The 18,691-nt window shown below is 58.6% G+C and carries 21 protein-coding genes; 12 read left to right on the forward strand and 9 right to left on the reverse strand.

Annotation, left to right across the window (positions count from 1 at the left end; translation table 11 throughout):
• Positions 1-54 precede the first annotated feature (54 nt).
• The 6 genes from ACR0J0_RS15845 to ACR0J0_RS15870 all read left to right on the forward strand — a co-directional run bounded on the left by ACR0J0_RS15845 (position 55) and on the right by ACR0J0_RS15870 (position 3,743).
• The gene (locus tag ACR0J0_RS15845; RefSeq protein ID WP_480665117.1) at positions 55-336 is read left to right on the forward strand and encodes a rod-binding protein; all 282 of its coding nucleotides are present in this window, start codon (positions 55-57) and stop codon (positions 334-336) included.
• Positions 320-679, forward strand: a complete 360-nt coding sequence (locus tag ACR0J0_RS15850; protein ID WP_480665118.1) for a flagellar biosynthesis protein FlgN — start codon at positions 320-322, stop codon at positions 677-679. Before ACR0J0_RS15845 ends, ACR0J0_RS15850 begins: the two co-directional genes overlap by 17 nt.
• A gap of 211 nt (positions 680-890) precedes the next feature.
• Entirely contained in the window at positions 891-2,102 is a 1,212-nt protein-coding gene (locus ACR0J0_RS15855; RefSeq protein ID WP_480665119.1) for a flagellin N-terminal helical domain-containing protein, read from the forward strand.
• 77 nt (positions 2,103-2,179) lie between these two features.
• Positions 2,180-2,554 (forward strand): flagellar biosynthesis regulator FlaF, encoded by a 375-nt coding sequence (flaF, locus tag ACR0J0_RS15860; RefSeq protein WP_480665120.1) that lies wholly within the window; start codon positions 2,180-2,182, stop codon positions 2,552-2,554.
• Positions 2,554-2,955, forward strand: coding sequence for a flagellar biosynthesis repressor FlbT (flbT, locus tag ACR0J0_RS15865; RefSeq protein WP_480665121.1), 402 nt, complete (start codon positions 2,554-2,556; stop codon positions 2,953-2,955). Before flaF ends, flbT begins: the two co-directional genes overlap by 1 nt.
• A complete protein-coding gene (locus tag ACR0J0_RS15870) occupies positions 2,952-3,743 on the forward strand; it encodes a DUF1217 domain-containing protein (protein WP_480665122.1) in 792 nt (263 codons plus the stop codon). The genes flbT and ACR0J0_RS15870 overlap by 4 nt, the downstream gene beginning before the upstream one ends.
• A gap of 98 nt (positions 3,744-3,841) precedes the next feature.
• Here ACR0J0_RS15870 and ACR0J0_RS15875 read toward each other — a convergent pair whose 3' ends face one another.
• The 3 genes from ACR0J0_RS15875 to ACR0J0_RS15885 all read right to left on the reverse strand — a co-directional run bounded on the left by ACR0J0_RS15875 (position 3,842) and on the right by ACR0J0_RS15885 (position 6,478).
• Positions 3,842-5,413: a DUF427 domain-containing protein gene (locus ACR0J0_RS15875; protein WP_480665123.1), complete on the reverse strand. Its 1,572-nt coding sequence runs from the start codon at positions 5,411-5,413 to the stop codon at positions 3,842-3,844.
• Between the two features lie 107 nt (positions 5,414-5,520).
• Positions 5,521-6,222: a winged helix-turn-helix domain-containing protein gene (locus tag ACR0J0_RS15880; protein ID WP_480665124.1), complete on the reverse strand. Its 702-nt coding sequence runs from the start codon at positions 6,220-6,222 to the stop codon at positions 5,521-5,523.
• A complete protein-coding gene (locus tag ACR0J0_RS15885; RefSeq protein WP_480665125.1) occupies positions 6,194-6,478 on the reverse strand; it encodes a hypothetical protein in 285 nt (94 codons plus the stop codon). The genes ACR0J0_RS15880 and ACR0J0_RS15885 overlap by 29 nt, the downstream gene beginning before the upstream one ends.
• A 177-nt stretch (positions 6,479-6,655) precedes the next feature.
• Here ACR0J0_RS15885 and ACR0J0_RS15890 point away from each other — a divergent pair, with 177 nt between their 5' ends.
• From ACR0J0_RS15890 to ACR0J0_RS15905, 4 genes are all read left to right on the forward strand, one after another.
• On the forward strand, positions 6,656-7,123 hold the full coding sequence (locus ACR0J0_RS15890) for a hypothetical protein (protein WP_480665126.1): 468 nt from the start codon (positions 6,656-6,658) through the stop codon (positions 7,121-7,123).
• Positions 7,124-7,233: 110 nt separating this feature from the next.
• Positions 7,234-7,851, forward strand: a complete 618-nt coding sequence (locus ACR0J0_RS15895; protein WP_480665127.1) for a ribonuclease HII — start codon at positions 7,234-7,236, stop codon at positions 7,849-7,851.
• A gap of 106 nt (positions 7,852-7,957) precedes the next feature.
• The gene (locus ACR0J0_RS15900) at positions 7,958-9,061 is read left to right on the forward strand and encodes a DNA methyltransferase (RefSeq protein ID WP_480665128.1); all 1,104 of its coding nucleotides are present in this window, start codon (positions 7,958-7,960) and stop codon (positions 9,059-9,061) included.
• Between the two features lie 143 nt (positions 9,062-9,204).
• Positions 9,205-10,587, forward strand: a complete 1,383-nt coding sequence (locus tag ACR0J0_RS15905; RefSeq protein ID WP_480665129.1) for an adenylate/guanylate cyclase domain-containing protein — start codon at positions 9,205-9,207, stop codon at positions 10,585-10,587.
• An 84-nt stretch (positions 10,588-10,671) separates the two neighbouring features.
• Here the strand turns inward: ACR0J0_RS15905 and ACR0J0_RS15910 are convergent, their stop codons facing one another.
• On the reverse strand, positions 10,672-11,808 hold the full coding sequence (locus tag ACR0J0_RS15910) for an alkane 1-monooxygenase (RefSeq protein WP_480665250.1): 1,137 nt from the start codon (positions 11,806-11,808) through the stop codon (positions 10,672-10,674).
• Between the two features lie 59 nt (positions 11,809-11,867).
• The gene (gene mutY / locus ACR0J0_RS15915; protein WP_480665130.1) at positions 11,868-12,923 is read right to left on the reverse strand and encodes an A/G-specific adenine glycosylase; all 1,056 of its coding nucleotides are present in this window, start codon (positions 12,921-12,923) and stop codon (positions 11,868-11,870) included.
• Positions 12,924-13,004: 81 nt separating this feature from the next.
• Between mutY and ACR0J0_RS15920 the strand changes: the two genes are divergently transcribed.
• Together ACR0J0_RS15920 and ACR0J0_RS15925 are read left to right on the forward strand one after the other, a co-directional pair.
• A complete protein-coding gene (locus ACR0J0_RS15920; protein WP_480665131.1) occupies positions 13,005-13,511 on the forward strand; it encodes a DUF721 domain-containing protein in 507 nt (168 codons plus the stop codon).
• 14 nt (positions 13,512-13,525) lie between these two features.
• A complete protein-coding gene (locus tag ACR0J0_RS15925; protein ID WP_480665132.1) occupies positions 13,526-14,188 on the forward strand; it encodes a DsbA family protein in 663 nt (220 codons plus the stop codon).
• A gap of 38 nt (positions 14,189-14,226) precedes the next feature.
• Here ACR0J0_RS15925 and lpxK read toward each other — a convergent pair whose 3' ends face one another.
• From lpxK to ACR0J0_RS15945, 4 genes are read right to left on the reverse strand one after another with little or no spacing between them, the layout of a single operon-like run.
• A complete protein-coding gene (lpxK, locus tag ACR0J0_RS15930; RefSeq protein ID WP_480665133.1) occupies positions 14,227-15,225 on the reverse strand; it encodes a tetraacyldisaccharide 4'-kinase in 999 nt (332 codons plus the stop codon).
• A complete protein-coding gene (locus ACR0J0_RS15935) occupies positions 15,212-16,447 on the reverse strand; it encodes a 3-deoxy-D-manno-octulosonic acid transferase (RefSeq protein ID WP_480665134.1) in 1,236 nt (411 codons plus the stop codon). The genes lpxK and ACR0J0_RS15935 overlap by 14 nt, the downstream gene beginning before the upstream one ends.
• Entirely contained in the window at positions 16,444-17,244 is an 801-nt protein-coding gene (locus ACR0J0_RS15940; RefSeq protein WP_480665135.1) for an inositol monophosphatase family protein, read from the reverse strand. Before ACR0J0_RS15940 ends, ACR0J0_RS15935 begins: the two co-directional genes overlap by 4 nt.
• Positions 17,231-18,577, reverse strand: a complete 1,347-nt coding sequence (locus ACR0J0_RS15945) for a TldD/PmbA family protein (RefSeq protein WP_480665136.1) — start codon at positions 18,575-18,577, stop codon at positions 17,231-17,233. The genes ACR0J0_RS15940 and ACR0J0_RS15945 overlap by 14 nt, the downstream gene beginning before the upstream one ends.
• Positions 18,578-18,691 lie beyond the last annotated feature (114 nt).

The raw sequence follows: 18,691 nt of genomic DNA on the forward strand, positions 1-18,691 counted from the left end.
TTAACCGCTTTCGCCTTTGATCAAGAAAGTTCGATGCAAATTTCGGAGAAAGCAATGAAGGTTTCTGCGACCCTTCCACTGGCTCAAGCGCCCTCACAATCTGAGAAACTTCGTGCTGCGGCTGTCGAGCTGGAGGCAGCGTTTCTTGGTGAAATGTTGAAGTCAGCGGGGCTGGGCAAAGCACGGCAGACCTTTGGTGGCGGTGCGGGCGAGGATCAGTTCGCCTCGTTTCTCGTTCAGCACCAGGCCCGAGAGCTGGCCAAAACCGGCGGCGTCGGTCTGTCCGAAATTCTGTTCCAGTCCATGATGGAGAAAACCCTTGCCGACGAAGCCTGAGATAAATCTGATTAAGTCCCTTGAAGAGGTTCTGGAACTAGAGAGAACCGCACTTGTTCAGGGAGATCTGGACCGGTTGCACCACACGGCGCCGGAAAAGGAAAAGCTGATTGGCGCGATCAACGATCTCGAAGTCTTGGACAGTGATGAGTTAATTCGCCTGCGGAAAAAGGTCGAGCGGAACCAGGCGTTGCTGAACAGCGCCGCTGACGGGATTCGCGCCGTGGCCAATCGCATGGCCGAATTGCGACGCGTGCGACAGGAATTCAGCACCTATGGGGCGGACGGGCAGCGCAACGGATTCGCCGTACGACAACACGTGAAGTTGGAAAAACGGGCATAGTTATAGGTTTGATTCAAATGCGAAATTTCTGACCTTCCCGCTTTAGCACTCCGTTAGGGGATCGGCGTCAAAGGTGTTCGGGCACCTGGAAACAGCAGGTGGCGCGAACAGCCCGACGGCGGATCGCACCGATCAGAAAGACGTCAAAGCCCGCACGAGTGGCGGGGTGAGCATGGGCGCAAAGGGCCCGAACGGAAAAGGAAGAAAGCTAATGTCCAGCATTCTGACAAACAATGGCGCGATGGTTGCGCTGCAAACACTCAAGTCGGTCAACAAGGACCTCGGGGCGACACGGAACGCTATTTCGACGGGTAAGGACGTTGCAACCGCAAAAGACAACTCGGCCGTTTGGGCGATTTCCAAAGTCATGGAATCGGATGTCAAAGGCTTCAACGCGATCAAGGACAGCCTCGCACTGGGTGAATCCACCGTTGCGGTTGCGCGAAACGCGTCTGAAACCGTCACCGACCTGCTGAACCAGATGAAAGGAAAAATCGTAGCGGCGCAGGAAGAAAACGTTGATCGCGACAAGATCAACGCGGACGTGACTGCGCTCAAGGGGCAGATCAACTCGGTGGTGAAGGCCGCCCAGTTCAACGGTCTGAACCTTGTGGACGGATCGACCGGGTCTGCATCCATTCTGGCTTCGTTGGATCGTGACAACGCGGGCGGTGTGACGGCTTCGTCGATCAGTGTGGCCGGGCAAAACCTGTCGACCGGTGGCTATGTGACCAAGGCGGTATTCGACGGTTCGACCGGCTCGTCCACCGGCAATGACCGCGTCGGTGCGACCATTGCAAACACCGCCACTTCGGCAACCGCGCTGGTGACCGATGAATCCAGTGGTGCTTTTGCCGCTGGTGACAAGGTGGTCGTTGCCATCGACGATCAAGTCGTGTCCTACACCGTGACAGCGGCAGACGCCGCCGCGACCACCACCGGCGATATCGTCGCCGTAGGACTGAAAGCCAAAATCGAAGAGATGGGCATCACCGGTCTTACCGTTGGGTACGACTCGGGTACACAGGGTACTTTGGCCATCACGAACAACACTGGTCGTGACGTGTCGTTCTCGGCTCAGTTCGTGAATGCGGGTTCGGGTGGTCTGGGTGCTATGGCGGGCTTGGATGTGTCCACCGGTGCGGGTGCAACGGCAGCACTGGCTACGATTGAAACTCTGATCGACACCTCGATCGACGCATCGGCAGCCTTCGGTTCGGCTCAGGGCCGGATCGAGACCCAGAAAGAGTTTATTTCGAACCTGGCGGACTCGTTCAAATCCGGTATCGGCTCATTGGTCGATGCGGATATGGAAGAGACTTCGGCACGTCTGCAGGCCCTTCAGGTTCAGCAGCAGCTGGCCACCCAGTCGCTGTCGATTGCCAATCAGGCACCGCAGTCGATCCTGTCGCTGTTCCGCTAAGTTCAGGAACTTGGTCGGGGCGCGGCGACGCGCCCCGATACTGACCGCCGAGTGGCGGATTACTGGAAGGATTTCAAGTGACACCGCAAGCCCTTGCTCAACGCGCATACGCACAGACCGCTGCGCCAACACGCACACCGCGCGATACCGAATACGAAGCGATTTCAAAAATAACACGCCGTCTCAAGGCCGCCGCCGCCCGGCAAAAATCCGATTTTGGTGGGTTCGTTCAGGCGTTGCACGAAAACCGTCGCCTTTGGACGGTATTGGCCAGCGGCGTAACGGATTCGGATAATGCGTTGCCCAATGAATTGCGGGCACGGATTTTCTATCTGGCTGAGTTTACAGAACTACACAGCAGTCAGGTGTTGGGCAACAAAGCGTCGGTTGAACCTCTGCTTGAGATCAACATGGCGGTTCTGCGTGGTCTGCGGCAAATGGGGGCCACCTGATGGCAGGGTTGGTTTTGAAGTTAGCGCCGAAAGAGCGGGTTTTGATCAATGGTGTGGTCGTGGAAAACGGAGACCGTCGCAGCCGGTTCTCGATCATGACGCCCGAGGCGAATGTCCTTCGCTTGCGGGACGCCATCCATCCGGACGAAGTGAACACGCCTGTTCGACGTGTATGCTATGCTGCGCAGTTGGTGCTGTCGGGCGATATGGAACCTGACCGGGCGCGCCAACAGCTGTTGCGGCGCGTTGAGGAACTGAGCCAGGTCTTCACGGATGCGGACAGTCGCAGGGTTTTGGCTGAGGCAACTGAAGCTCTGCTGGCCGAGCAATACTACAAATGCCTCAAGGCCCTGCGTGCGCTGTTGCCGCGCGAAGAACGGCTGATGGCCTATCAGCAATGACGTTCCAGCCGGTCATACCTTCGGGCGGGATCGTCGGCTGGCGGATCCTGCAGCGGACATATGACGCGCAGATCGACAGTTTTTCCGCCTCCGCCGTCAACAAAAGGGACAGCGAGTACTTTCTGGAGAACATAAAAAAGGTCCAAACGGCAGAGGATCTGGTGGCCGACCGCCGGTTGCTACAAGTCGCGCTGGGCGCTTTTGGGTTAGAGTCCGATCTGGATAACCGCTATTTCATCCAGAAAATCCTGTCTGATGGAACCAAGGCCCAAGATGCTCTGTCAAACCGCCTGTCCGACAAAAGGTATCGACAGTTCTCCGACGCGTTTGGGCTAGGGCCGGGTGAGGTGCGCAAGACCGGGCTGATTACAAATATGGAGGAAGTCGCCCGCGACAACGTGGTGTCCCGTTTCGAAGTCGCGGTAGGCGTGTCGGATGAAACGATGCGGATCGCATTGTATGCACAACATGCGCTGAGCGACCTCGCCGCAAAAGTTGGCAGCACAGACACCAAGTGGTTCGATTTGATGAGCTTGCCTCCGCTGCGCAGCATGATGGAAACGGCGCTTGGGTTGCCGTCCAGTTTTGGCCAACTGAACATCGACAGACAGCTTGAAGTCTTCAAGGACAGGTTGTCAGGACTGACCGGGTCCGATGATCTGGGCCAATTCAAGGATGAAGCGGCAATAGAGCGGCTTACGGATCAGTTTCTAGCCCGCAGTCAGATTGCGCAGCTGGAAAGCACGATCTCTCCTGCGCAGACCGCACTGATTCTGCTGGGGGGGTGACGCACTTCGTTCATGGTCTCAGCAGACGCTGGTCGCCGATTTGGAAGCCCGTAGTTTGTACCGCAGTCTGGTTGGAAAACACCGATGGATCGTGCGTGTCAGGCGTTCAAAACGGTGTCTGCCGAGGTCCTGAGAGCGTAGCATTCAACGGGTTGTGATACGTTGTGGAGCTTGACGTCCCCAAGCGGAAGAGCATTGGCGCACGCTGGCAAGATATCCGCAGAGACGACGATCCTTTGGTTCACCGTTTTACCGTATTCCCCCAAACGTGCGGCGATATTCGCGGCCTGTCCGATCACTGTAAAGTCCAGCCGTTCACGCGAGCCGACATTGCCGTAGGTCACGCGTCCGTAAGCGACACCGATCGAGCAATCGCAATGGGTGTCGGAACCTGATTGACGCAGTTCTCCAAGCTTTTCAACAATTTCAACCGCGGATCGTTGGGCGTTGCTGCGCGCAGAGATAGAGTCCTCGCCCGCAGGAAAAACGGCCAGAACAGCGTCACCGATGAATTTCAGAACTTCGCCCCCGTGATCATGCACGATGCCTGATACGGTTTCGAAAAAGTCGTTCAAAAGGTTGATATACGCCTCGCGTCCAAGCCGTTCTTCCAGGCTGGTCGAGTTGCGCAGATCGCAGAACATGATAGCGGCATCAATCTCATCGCCGTCACCGCGACGGATCTCACCGCCCAGCACACGCGCGCCCGAACGTTTGCCCACATAGGTTTCAAGCAGCACCTGAGCGTTTTCGCGCTGCATGAAGACCTCATAGAACCGGGCGATCACCAAAGAGCATTCGAACACCAGCCCAAGGTTTTCCGTGGTGAAGCCGTCCGGATGATCGCAGGTCAGGGTCAGGACATTGGTGCGCCCATCCGAGAATCGCAGGGGCATGGCCACATAATCGGTCGCGCCTTTTGCCCGCAGATCCTCCATGATCGGAAAACTGTTTTGCGGATTTTCGGCGTTCAATCGCTGGCGCACACCGCCCAGCCCGTTGGACACATGTCGTAGGGGGCTGTTGATATAGGCCGGGTGATCGTGGATTTCATAAGTGGGAACATTGGTCGAGATTTCAGCCTCGCCCTTTTCCCAGATGTAGTGTTTTCCCGCGATCAACGGATGCAAGGACCAAGTCAGGATGCTGAGACGCTGAATGGCGATGCCATGTTCCAGCATTTTCTCGGCCAGTGCTTTGGTGAAGCCTTCTGGGGTATCGTTTTCGGACGCGCCCCGCATCAGCCAGTCGATCAGAGGGCCGCTGATATTGCCGTCATCGGGCTCTCGCAGGTGGTTGTCGCCCAAATCAATATTGGTATAGGCATTGGGCATGAACCCGATATGCCCCTGAATGGCGACGCTTTCGGGAAGGGCTTCTTCATAGGCCCAGACGGAGTTGGCCAGCCGCTCACCGTCAAGGATGACGTCGTGATAGGTTGCGGTGCCCTTGAAAGGGCAAAAGGTCTGCAATTCGGTCTCGCCGCTCAGATCAACATGCACGTCTGCTCGCGGGATGTAGATCGTCGGCGGAAGACGCGTTTCATACATGACCTTGGCGTTATGGCTTTCGGCCAAAAGGGTCTCATCCCGGTAAATCGCGATCCGACCGTTCAACCGCTCAACTGAGATCCCATAGCCTTTGGTTCTTGGTGTGGCGTGGACGTTCATAATCAACCTCCCTGGCACGGGTCCCTATAGGATGGGCCCTGGGACGCGATTTTCCAAGAGGGGGTCTCGGCATTTTTACCGCACGATAGCTGTGCGGTAAGGTCGGTTCAGACCATCTGAATCACATCTTTTTCGATGGACAGCATATAGCCTTTCTTGGCGATGTTCTTGACCAGCAACTCGCTGACCATCTGATTGCCCAAAGCATCGCGCAGCCGTTTGATCCGTGTGGCACCGGCGGCCTCGTCACAATCAGCAGCGTCCTTGCCGGAAATCACCCCTTCGATCTGGGCGCCAGACAGCACTTCGTCATCCAACCGGGATTCCGCCAGCACAGACAGGGTTTCCATGGCCGCCGGGGTCAGCTTGAAATCCATGTTGTTCAGGTAAACGGTGTTCTCCTCGCGGCTGATCAGCAGGGATGTCACCTGAATACCAGTGCGTTCGATCTGGGCCATCCGGCGGTTCAACATCACCAGCATTACCAGAAACACCAGCGCCGTTACCAGCATGGCGCTGGCAAAGACCAGCAGCACGAAAATCACCATGCGATAGCTGGACAGAGTGTCGGCAAAGGCGGTGCCGGATTGAGCCAGAATCTCCAACAACCGGATTTCGGTCTGTGAGGTCAGGTCGCTTTCGACAAACAGCCGCTCCACGCGCGCATTGAAGGCGTTGGCGTCCGGCAGGGTCCAGAACAGGAAAACGGCGGCTGTGACAAGAATCAGGATGATCGCCGCAATGCCCGCACCAACCAGTCTTGATCCTGACCGTCTGGCTTCAGTAACGGAGATAGAATTGTCCGGCATTGGCCTTCCTTTTTTCCAATCCTTCCGGCCCAAAGACGGACATCACATTCAACAAGGTCCAGCCCGACGCCTTGAGGCGTTGCGAGACCTCTTGTTGGGCCTGGCCTTTGTCACAGGCCGAAACCTGCATCACACCGTAGTGCAGCCGCAGAGGGTTGTCCTGCTTGGCCTTGTAATCCGCATAGCACTCGGCCGACGCGGCGGTTCCAAGCGATATCAGGGCCGCAACGGCCAGAGAAGAGAGGATCGGTTTCATAGGCCGCATCCTGCGCATGGCTTGGCCCGATATTCAATAACCTAAGGGGTTTGAGGCGCGTGATATCCGATAACAACCGCCCGTTATTGCTTGTCTGAGGAGGGTGGACCCAGTTTCGGGGCATCAAGTTTGCGGTCTGCCCCGGATCGCCCCGAAACATCAGGAAGGACACGCACCATGCACCGCAAGTTCATCGCATTAATCGTAGCCACTGCAATTACCATCACGGGCGTCTCGGTCTCGCAGGCGCGGGCGGCGGATGCCAAGGATATCCTTGGGGGGCTTGCCGCCATCGCGATCATTGGCGCCGGGGTTCATTACTATAATCAGGAAAAGCGCAAGAACCGGACGACGCGGCAACAGACCTACACGCCGCAGCCGTATGTGGCCCAGCCCAGTTACCCAGTGCGCCCCCTGCCGCAACACGTTGCGCGGTACGACCTGCCACAGCAATGTCTGCGCACCTATAACGCCTATTCAAACAACCATCCGCTTCTGGCACCGAGCTGCCTCAAGAAGCACTACAAACATGCCAATAGCCTGCCGCAAGAGTGCAAGGTCGGTTTCTGGAATGGCAAAAAGGTGAAGCGGGCATACGAACCCGCATGCCTGCGCCAGCAAGGATACCGCGTCGTTTACAAGTAATCACTTTCGAGCAGGAGCGGTGCCACAGAAGCACCGTGCAGGAGAGGGTGGCGCAAGCCGCCCTCTCTTTTTGTCTTGCGATGGGGCGCGAAACGCGGTTTTCGGTGGGCATGACAAACCCTGATTATTCAATTGAACAGGCGGCAGTCGCGCAAGGATATCTGCGTATTGCTGGTGTGGATGAAGTTGGCCGCGGGCCTTTGGCCGGGCCGGTGGTCGCAGCGGCCGTGATTTTGAACCCCGAAGATATTCCCGAGGGGTTGAACGATTCCAAGAAGCTGACGGCCAAACGGCGTGTTGCATTGGACGCTGCTGTGCGCGACCGGGCCGAGTTCGCCATAGCCGAGGCTACGGTTGCCGAGATTGACGAACACAACATCTTGCGGGCCTCGCATCTGGCGATGGAGCGCGCGGTTGCGGCGCTGGACCCGCCGCCGGACTATTTGCTGATCGACGGAAATATGATCCCGCGGGGTCTGACGATCCCAGCGCAGGCGGTCGTCAAAGGCGATGCGCATTCGGTGTCGATTGCGGCAGCTTCGATCATCGCCAAAAACTGGCGCGATCAACTGATGGTGGATTTGGCGCAACAGCATCCCGGCTATGGATGGGAAAAGAATGCGGGCTATCCGTCAAAACAACACAGAGAAGCACTGCAAAATCTCGGCGTGACCCCACATCATAGGCGTTCGTTCAAACCGGTACACAATATCTTGTATCAAGAGTAAATCGTAAGCTGCTGATTCAAAAAAGAAATTGACGGCGAATCGACTTTGACTCATCCTTGTCTCAACCAAATGAGCGCAAAAGCGCCGTGGAACTTGAGGCAGAGATATGACAACGACCAAGACAAAGGGCGCAACCGCGCTCCCTTTAAACACGATTCTATCTGGCGACTGCATCGACGTGATGAACAGTCTGCCTGCGGAGTCGGTTGACCTGATTTTCGCGGATCCGCCCTATAACCTGCAGCTCAAAGGCCAGTTGCACCGCCCGGACAACAGCCAGGTGGATGCGGTCGACGATCACTGGGATCAGTTCTCGAGCTTTGGCGTCTATGACCAGTTCACCCGCGAATGGCTGAAGGCCGCGCATCGTCTGCTCAAGCCGAATGGCGCGATTTGGGTGATTGGGTCTTACCACAACATTTTCCGCGTTGGTTCGGCTCTGCAGGACGCCGGGTACTGGATTCTGAATGACGTCGTGTGGCGTAAATCGAACCCGATGCCGAATTTCCGAGGCAAGCGGTTTACCAACGCGCATGAGACAATGATCTGGGCGTCTAAGCGTGAAGGTGCCAAGTACACGTTCAACTACGAAGCTCTGAAGGCGCTGAACGAAGGCGTACAGATGCGTAGCGATTGGGTGCTGCCGATCTGCACCGGCCATGAACGCCTCAAGGATGAAAACGGCGACAAGGCTCATCCAACGCAAAAGCCGGAATCGCTGCTGCACCGTGTCCTGATCGGCTCGACCAATCCGGGCGACGTCGTGCTGGACCCGTTCTTTGGCACAGGTACAACCGGTGCCGTTGCCAAGATGCTGGGCCGCGAGTTCATCGGGATCGAGCGTGAGGAAAGCTATCGCAAGGTCGCCGAGAAGCGCATCTCGAAGGTGCGCAAATTCGACCGCGAAGCGCTGGAAGTCAGCGCCAGCAAACGCGCTGAGCCGCGTGTGCCCTTTGGCCAGTTGGTCGAACGCGGCATGCTGCGCCCGGGCGAGGAGCTTTATTCCATGAACCAGCGCCACAAGGCCAAGGTCCGTGCGGATGGCACGCTGGTTGGGCAAAACGTCAAAGGTTCGATCCATCAGGTCGGCGCGCACTTGGAAAACGCACCGTCCTGCAATGGCTGGACCTACTGGTGCTTCAAGCGCGACGGCAAGACGGTTCCGATCGACGTTCTACGCCAGCAGATCCGGGCAGAGATGCACAACTGATTTACGAACACCGCCGGTGCCTGTGGCCTGACACAAGGCACTAAGCCTTGCCCCGCCGGTCACGGCGGGGTCTTTTGTTTTGTTGCCCTCTCAGCGTCGATATGAGATTTCTTGCCCTGCTGCGCACGGAAGGAGCCTCGGCCATGTCGGAAACCACAGCCAGCGAATCCCGTCTTGAACGGTTCTCGATCACCAAGCCGGATGTGTACGATCTGGAAAACAAGTACACCGAGGCTGCGCTGGAACGGCACAAGCGCGAAGGGCTGGAGCTGGCCGTCCGCGCGCGCTGGATCGCGATGGGCCTGACCGGCATTCTGCTGGTCTTCCTGAATCCGCAATGGGAGGTGTTGTGGTATCACTTCATCCTGCTGCTCATCTGCGCAAATGGCTGGCTGATCCGGCGCGCAGGCAGGGTCGGGCAGTCGCGGGTCGAGTTGTTGCTGATCTTCGTTGATTTGCTGATCATGACGCTGGGGATGATCGTACCAAACCCATTTAGCGATGATGTCCGACCGCTGGCCATGCAATACCGGTTCGACAACTTCCAGTATTTCTTCATCATTCTGGCCGCAGGCACCTTGGCCTATTCATGGCGCACGGTTGTAGCCATCGGATCATGGACATTGATGATGTGGACCGCAGGCTGGGTGATCGCCTGGTGGGTGGCAACCCCAATCCCCGGCATCAGCGAACGTGTAGCCGAGGCGCTGACCGGGTATCCGGATGTTGCCGAATGGCTGGACCCCAACAGCTTTATGCCCGAGCTGCGCATTCAGCAGGTCATCGTTTTCATGATGGTTGCGGTCACGCTTGGCATCTCAATGCGACGTCTTAACCGGCTCTTGATGACCAATGCGGGGCTGGAGAGAGAACGCGCAAACCTGTCGCGGTATTTCTCGCCCAATGTTGTCGATGAGCTGAGCCAGAATGACGAGCCCCTCAAGCAAATCCGCAAGGAAAACATAGCCGTTCTGTTCATCGACATTGTTGGCTTCACCAAATTTGCCGCTGGTCGCGATCCTTACGAAGTGATTGAGGTGCTGCGCGGTTTTCATGCGCGCATGGAGTCCGAGGTGTTTCGGCATCACGGAACGCTGGACAAATACCTTGGCGACGGGCTGATGGCCACGTTTGGGACCCCGGTGCCGACACCATTGGATGCGAGCAACGCAGTGGCCTGCGCGCGCGACATGGTGGGCGTGATTGACCGTTGGAATCTGGAACGGCGACGCGCCGGCGAGCCCGAGATACATGTCGGGATCGGCGTCCACTACGGCTCGGTGGTATTGGGAGATATCGGGGCGAACCGGTTGGAATTTGCAGTCATCGGGGATGCAGTGAATGTATCGGCCAAGCTGGAGGCAATGACACGCGAGCTTGGCGCGCGCGTGGTGTTGAGCGATGCGGTTCGTACGCAGGTGATGCAGGAAGGCGATAACGTCGCGGAATTGACGGCAGAGTTTGCCAAACACGAAAATCAAGTGGTTCGGGGTGTCGAAAACAGGATGGATGTTTGGGTGAAATAGAGCAGAACTCTCCCGCCGGTCTGTGTCGCATCAAAGATGCGATCCATCCCTTTGGGCCGGGCAGCGCGTTGGCACGCGCTGCGGTCAGGAACGGGGCAGAGGGTTTAGCGACTTGTTGTAGGGCTTCCAGTCGGTGACTTCGGGGTAATATTGGCGCCGCCATGCCCGAACTTTGGGGTTCATGACGCGACGCCACAGTGGTGGGATCATCGCCGCGACGGTCATCACGGGGTAGCCGTAAGGCAGTTGGGGGGCCGCGTCCTCTGAGTGGTGTTGCAGCAATGGAAAGCGCCTGTTGGGTTTGTAGTGGTGGTCGGAATGCCGTTGCAGATTGATGAGCAGCCAGTTTGATGCCCGCTGCGAGGCGTTCCAGGAATGGCGCGGCTGGACGTGCTCGTAATTGCCTTCACCCAAGTGTTTGCGGGTCAGGCCATAATGTTCGACGTAATTCACGAGCTCCAGCTGCCAAATGGCGACACCGGCCTGGACCAGAAACAGAGCAACGCCCGGCCAACCTCCAACAACAAACGCCAGCGCAAGCATGCCCGCCTGCAGCGCCCAATAGCGCCAGAATGGGTTTGCCGGGTCGGTCCACGGACGCCGTTTGCGCGCAAGCTTGTCCCGTTCTGCCTGGAAGGCGGACACCAGGCATTGCCACAAGACACGAGGGTAGAACCGGTGGAAACCCTCGTTGTAGCGCGCGGTGACCGGATCACGCGGAGTGCCGACATAACGGTGATGAACCAGCAGATGTTCGGACCGAAAATGGGAATACAGCACCATCGCCAACAGGATATCACCCAACCACCGCTCGAACCGACCCTTCTGGTGCATCAGTTCATGGCTGTAATTGATCCCGATCGTGCCGGAAATCACACCCATTCCAAAGAACAGGCCGACCTTGGACAGTGTCGACAGGTGATCCGTGTGGGTTGCGTACCAAATCAGACCGTACAAAGTCAGAAATTGAACGGGAACCCAGGCCTTTGTCAGCAGGATGTACCATCTCAGCGTGCCATCCGATGTGTCCGGGTCGGCGTTGTCCAAATTCAGGCCGGTCAGCCGATCCAGGGCGGCAAAGGCCCACCAGGTTGACATGGGCACCAGCAACACCCACCAGCCACCGGCAAATGCGGTGGACCAGATCACGGGGACCAGCAGGAAAGACACCCAGAACGGCGACGCCGATTGCCAACGAGAGAGATTGTCTGATGCGATCATCATTTGGCTCCGATCAACTGCGCGCAGACTAGCCCCACAACGCTATGGCGTACAATGGGTTACGTCGAGCGCCAGAGGTCATAGGCCTTGCGCATGACAGTCGGCAGGTCACTTGGGCGGAATGCGTGTTTTTCCATGACGATCAGGTCGTCACGGTCCGTTTGACACGAAAGGGGGGCGGTCCAGATGCGTAGAATCAGGTGGAAATGGGTAAACGTGTGGCGAACCTCGCCCGGCAGCATCTGCCAGTTCGCCGGAAACGGGGGGAACTCAACCGGAGCCTCGGACCATTCTGACCCTGGCCAGCCCAACATGCCGCCCAGCAACCCTTTGTCCGGGCGGCGTTCCAGCAGCAAAGCTCCATCAATGCGCCGTGCGATATACACATGTCCAAATCGGGTAGGTTTTGGCTTTTTAGGCGTCTTGCGCGGCAGATCGGCCTGCGTTCCGGCCACCCGCGATGCGCAGGGATCCCGTACGGGGCAGATACCGCAGGCCGGGGATTTGGGGGTGCAGATCGTGGCACCCAGATCCATCACCGCTTGCGCGTAGTCACCCGGGCGCGTGGCCGGCGTCAGATTGGCGGCAAGGTCCTTGAGTTGCGGTTTCGACCCCGGCAGCGGGAGGTGGATGTCGTAAAGGCGGGCCATGACCCGTTCGACATTGCCGTCCAACACCGTTTCACAGCGATCAAATGCTATGGCTGAAATCGCGGCCGCCGTGTAGGGGCCGATACCCGGCAATTTCAAAAGCGCGTCATAGGTGTCGGGGAACTTTCCACCATGCTCATCCGCCACGACTCGGGCGCATTTCAGCAGGTTTCGCGCACGGGCGTAGTATCCCAGTCCGGCCCATTCGCCCATCACCTGATCATCCGGGGCAGCGGCCAGCGCCTCGACCGTCGGCCAGCGGGTTGTGAAGCGCAGAAAATAGTCGCGAACGGCGGCAACGGTGGTCTGCTGCAGCATAACTTCGGACAACCAGATGCGATAAGGGTCGGGTAGCACGCCCGCCGCCCGGTCCGCCGGACCTACGCGCCAAGGCATTGTGCGGGCATGGCGGTCGTACCAATCCAGCAACGCGCCGCTCACGTCAAAATCACCGGTGTCACGCAAGTTTTATCTATCTCCTTGTCGGGTTTCGCTGGCGCCCGTTTGTATGCCCTTTACAATAGCGGTGCAGAAGTTGGAAACCAGATGCAGCGCAGACGTTCTTCGACCCGCGGGTTCAAACGCACCGCGACATTGCTGAACGACCAGATTCGGCGCGCCGGGGAAAGCCGGGGTTTTGCCGTATCCCGCCTGTTGACCCATTGGGCCGAGATCGTGGGTCAGGATATGGCCGCCATCGCGAGGCCAGTGAATGTGGGTTACGGCAAGGGTGGAATCGGTGCGACGCTGACCGTTCTGACCACAGGCCCGCAAGCCCCAATGCTGGAAATGCAAAAGGAACAACTGCGCGGAAAGGTGAATGCGGTTTATGGCTATAACGCCATCAGCCGGGTGCGCATCACCCAGACCGCTCCAACAGGATTTGCCGAGGGGCAGGCCAGTTTCGACCACAAGCCGAAGCAAGCGAAACCCAAGATCGAACCTGAAATAGCAGCCGAGGCGGATCGGACGGCGCAGGGGGTTCACGATGGTGACCTGCGCGCAGCCCTTGAACGTCTGGGCCGTAACGTTTTATCCAAGCAAAAACGCTGAGAAAGGGCTGAGAAATGAGCCGTATTGCAACTGGAATTTGTGCGGCTGTCGCCGTGGCCGCTGGCGGCTATTGGCTGTCGCTGTCGAATTCCAACCCCGCCTATCCGCTGATCAGCAGCGCCGAGGCGCAAGAGGCCGATCTGGACACCTCGACCATCGTCGAAATGACGTTGGGTGCCGAAGACGCGCCGGTTGAGATTATCGAGTATGCTTCTTACACCTGCCCGCATTGTGCGAATTTCCACAACGGCGCGTTTAAAGAGCTCAAAAAAGACTTTATCGACACCGGCAAGGTGAAGTTCATCTACCGCGAGGTTTACTTTGACCGCTATGGCTTGTGGGCTTCGATGGTTGCACGCTGCGGCGGGCCCGAGAAGTTCTTTGGCATCTCGGACCTGATCTATGAAGGTCAGTCCGAATGGACCAAGGCCGGTGGCCCGGCCGAGATCGTCGACGAGCTTCGCAAGATCGGCCGTCTGGCCGGTATCGACAATGATCAGCTTGAAGCCTGCCTGCAGGACGGAACCCGGGCGCAGACGCTTGTGGCGTGGTACCAGGACAACGCCGAACGTGACGGCGTTCAGGCGACGCCTTCCTTCGTTGTGAATGGCAAGAAGGTCGACAACCAGTCCTACGATGACTTCAAGAAACTGATCGAAGACGAACTTGGCAGCTAAGCGCTTTCGCGACCGGCTCGATCAGGGCCGGTCGCTTTTCAGGGCGACGGGGCGATCTGCATCAGCATATCCCGGACCTTGTCGGCCTCATCTACTTTCAGACGAACAGGCAGGGTGATGACCTTGCTGCGAAACGCGGCGGGCAGACGCACGGCGTCTTTTTCCGTCGTCACCATCTGTGCACCCAACAGCCGCGCCTCATTTTCAAGCCGTGTCATCAGCGCAGGTGTCAGGGGCTGGTGATCGTCCAATGCCTCGGCCCGCAGCAACGTGGCACCTTGCTGGCGCAGAGTGTCGAAAAACTTCTTGGGATGGCCAATGCCCGCAAAGGCCAGAACGGGCGTATCGCTCCAATCCATGCCGGTTTGCAGCGGTTCAACAGCACCGGTTGCGTGAGGTACGGTCAGGTTCTGTTCCCAACGTTCAGCGAATTCCGCCTGAGCATTGGCATCGCCAAGCGACAGGACAAGATCGGCGCGTTGCAGTCCGACATCGACCGGTTCCCGTAACGGTCCGGCTGGCAGACATAGGCCATTCCCGAACCCGCGAGCCGCATCCACAACGATGATTGAGAAATCCTTGGCCACCGAGGGGTTCTGAAACCCGTCATCCAGCACAATTACCGAGGCTCCGGCATCCGCCGCCGCCTTTGCCCCGGCCGCACGGTCTTTGGCGACCCAGACATCAGCAAATGCTGCCAGCAAAAGCGGCTCATCTCCGACCTGCGCAGCCGTATGTTTGCCGGGATCCACACGGACCGGCCCTTCCAGTGAACCGCCGTGGCCACGTGTCACGACATGTGTTTCATGCCAGGCGTCGCGCAGCTGCTCGATCATCCAGATCACGGTTGGAGTTTTCCCGGTGCCGCCCGCATTGAGGTTGCCAACGCAGATGACCGGAACGCCGGGGTTCATTCCGGGGTCTGACGCGACCCGGCGGGCCGTTGCCCCAGCATAGAGACGTCCCAAAGGCGCCAGCATCCGGGCACGCAGATCCAACTGATCCGGTGATGTATTCCAGAAATCAGGTGCCCTCATCGTCTGCACTCCGCTGATCCAGATAATCTTGCACCATGTCGATCAGATTGTCCGCTTGTGGCGCTCCCTCGGTTACGATTTGCCACCCGGCCAGCGCCATGTTGGCGGCCTGATCTGGTGCCAAAAGCTCGACAACCGCATCGCCAAGCTCGGTCGCGGTTCTGACTGTGCATGCTGCGCCTGCCCGGTCCAGCTGATCGTATAACTGCTGATGGCTGTGCACAAACGGGCCGTGGATCACGGCAGACCCAAGCGCTGTTGCGATTAGCGGGTCCTGCCCGCCTGCGCCGCGCTCCAGAGAACTGCCCATGAAGGTGACCGGGGACACCCTTTGCCACAGACCCAGATCCTCGGGCACGGCGGACAGGATTACCTGTGTCATATCCTCGACCACACCGGTTTCGTCCCAGTTGGTGCAGCGCAGGTCCATGGCTTCGAGCCGCCGGTGCAGCGGCCCGGCCTCTGTGATGTCCGCCACATGCAGCACCAACGCCAGCCGGGGCAACATCCGCATGGCCTGCCTGTGGGCGCTAAGAACCGAGATGAATTCTTTGTCCTGCACCCATGCCGCCAGCCAGACGGGGCGGCCGGACAGCGCATGGTTCACTTCAATCAGTTCGTCTTCGGGCCAGGGTCGCGGATTCGGACTGAAATGAAGTGGTGGCGCTTCTTTGACCTTGGTCGAAGAGATGCCGAGCCGGCGGATTTGCCGGGCGGATTCAGGCGTGGTGCACAAAATCGTTCGGAAACAGTCAATCGTATATCGGGTGATATCCGGCAACCAGCGCCCACCTCGCGCGACTTTCACGTCGGCTTCAGCCTCGATCAGGATCAGGGGGATGCCGCGTTCATCGGCGCGCGTGATCACGTTTGGCATCAACCCACCGCCAACCCAAATTCCGAGGTTTGGCCGCCAGTGATCCAGAAAGGCGCGGGCAGCCCCGGTATGTTCGGACGGCAGATTGACAAGGGGATAGCCGCAACTTGCCCACCGCCTAAGATCGGCGTCAGGAGGAACCGTCAGAACCACGGATAAGTTGGGTCGCACTTGCTGCAGCCGTTGGCAAAAATCGATAGTGGCGCGGTGACGTTCGCGCGCGTTTATGTGAAGCCATAAAACCTCGCCATCAGGTCGCGGGATATCGCGCTGGTTTGCGGCATTCTGCATACCCCAGGACAGCACGCGATAGGCGGCAAGGCTTAATGAGCGTGGCTTGCTCATGGTGCGATTCCAGGGCTTTCCGGTTCAAGTTGTTTGGACAGTAGACCATAAACACCTGAACCTGCAGCGATCACTCCGTTCAGGCGTGGGTGCGCATTGTTGAACCGCAGGGGCTCGCGCTGCCGGTCCGAGCACACGCCGTGCGCCTCGCGGATAATCAGATCGCCTGCCGCGATGTCCCACTCCCAACTGGGTCTGAGCGTCATCATCCCATCAAACCGGCCCTGCGCGACGAGGGCCATGCGATAGGCCAGCGACGGCCGGTAATTCCGTTTGAAGTCCGGGACCTGTCCCTGACGCCAGTGGCGGGGTTGCAAATTCGGTTTCGCGGCCAGAACTTCGGCGCTTTCCAGATCACTGCGTTCGGTCACTCTGATCGGGTCGTTGTTGAGCGTCGCGCCCTGACCTTTGGCCGCTGTGTAAAGCAGGTTTCGCAACGGCAGGTAAATCACCGCCGCTGTTACCTCGCCCCGCTCGGCGATCGCCAGAGAATGCGCCCAGGTTTTTGACCCTTCGGCAAAGCTGCGGGTTCCGTCAATCGGGTCGATGATGAACACGCGATCCTTAGACAGCCTGTCCGCCGAATCCTCGGTTTCTTCGCTAAGCCAGCCATAGCCCGGTCGTGCAGCGGGCAGGCGTTGTTCCAACATCGCGTTCACGGCCAGGTCGGCCTCGGTCACCGGGCCTGCACCATCGGGTTTGTCCCAGCGTTGCGCCGTGCTGCCCGAATACCGTGTGGCGATCTTGCCGGCCTCTAATGCGGCGTCAATCAGCAGTTGCAGGTCAGTTGCCGGCAAGTGTCATTCCTTCGATCAGCACCGAGGGGACCACGCGAGACAGGTACGGGCGCGCATCATTTGCAGGGATGATCCGTTTCAGCATGTCGCGCAGGTTGCCTGCAATTGTGCATTCATTGACCGGGTGGGTGATTTCACCGTTCTCAACCCAAAAGCCCGATGCTCCGCGCGAGTAATCGCCAGTGTTCGGGTTGATCGTCGACCCGATCATCGAGGTAACCAGCAGCCCCGTTCCCATATCGCGCAGCAGATCGGCCCTGCTTTGGTCGCCCTGGGTCAGGCTCAGATTCCAGTTGCTAGGCGAAGGCGGACCGGACACGCCGCGTGCCGCGTTGCCTGTAGAAGTCATGCCCAGCTTGCGTGCGCTCGATAAATCCAGGGTCCAGCCGGTCAGGACGCCGTTTTCAACAATCGCTCTGCGCCGCGTTGGCAAACCTTCCGCGTCAAAGGGACGGGAGCCCGAAATGCGCGGGCGATGCGGGTCTTCGATCAGCGACAGGTGCTCAGGCAGAACCTGCTCTCCCAGACTATCCTTCAGCCATGATGCGCCACGGGCAATGGCTGCGCCGTTGCTGGCCGCCAGAAGGTGGCCGATCAGCGATGATGAAATGCGTTCGTCAAACAGAATGGGGAAAGTGCCCGTCGCGGGCTTTCGCGCCCCGACTATCGCCACGGCGCGTTCGCCTGCGGTGCGGCCAATCTCTTCAGGGCTACGCAGGTCGCTTTGGAAGGTACGGCTGTCGCCGTCATAGTCGCGTTCCATCCCCGTGCCTTCGCCCGAGATGGCGACGCAGGACGTCGAGCGGCTACTGCGGGAATATCCTCCGGAAAAGCCATTCGTGGCCGCCAAATGCACGCGATGCGTTCCGTACGCAGCCGCGGCGTCGGACACTTGCGACACGCCTTTAACGGCCAGAGCGGCGGCTTCGGCGGCCAGTGCATCCGACAACAGTATTTCTGCCGAAGGTTCGGGCGTCGGATCGAATTGCTCCAGCGCTTCGATGTCCCAGTCCTTTGCCAGCTGGTCAGGTGCGGCAAGGCCAGTAAACGGGTCCTCCGGCGCTTCAGCAGCCATGGCAACCGCGCGTTCAGCCATAGCCTTCAGCGTTTCAGGGCGACTGTCAGAGCTTGAAACGATCGCCTGCCGCTTTCCAAGAAACACCCGCAACCCCAGATCCGTACCTTCGGATCGTTCCGCATGTTCCAGCGCCCCGCCGCGTACTTCAACCGAAACCGAAGAGCCATCCAGCACGATGGCATCCGCCGCTTCGGCGCCCGCTTTGCGGGCCGCGTCCAGCAGGTTCTGGCTGATTTCTTCAGGTGTGCGGGTCATGAGGCCTCCGGTCTGTGTGCCTTGGACCTAGCCTTGGACCGCTGGTCTCGCAAGGCCTGCGGCTATTTTAGGTTGAGCAAATTGTGTTGAGTTGTCGGTTGGCACTGTTGGTTC

It is taken from the genome of Ruegeria sp. BF12 (genome assembly GCF_056538705.1).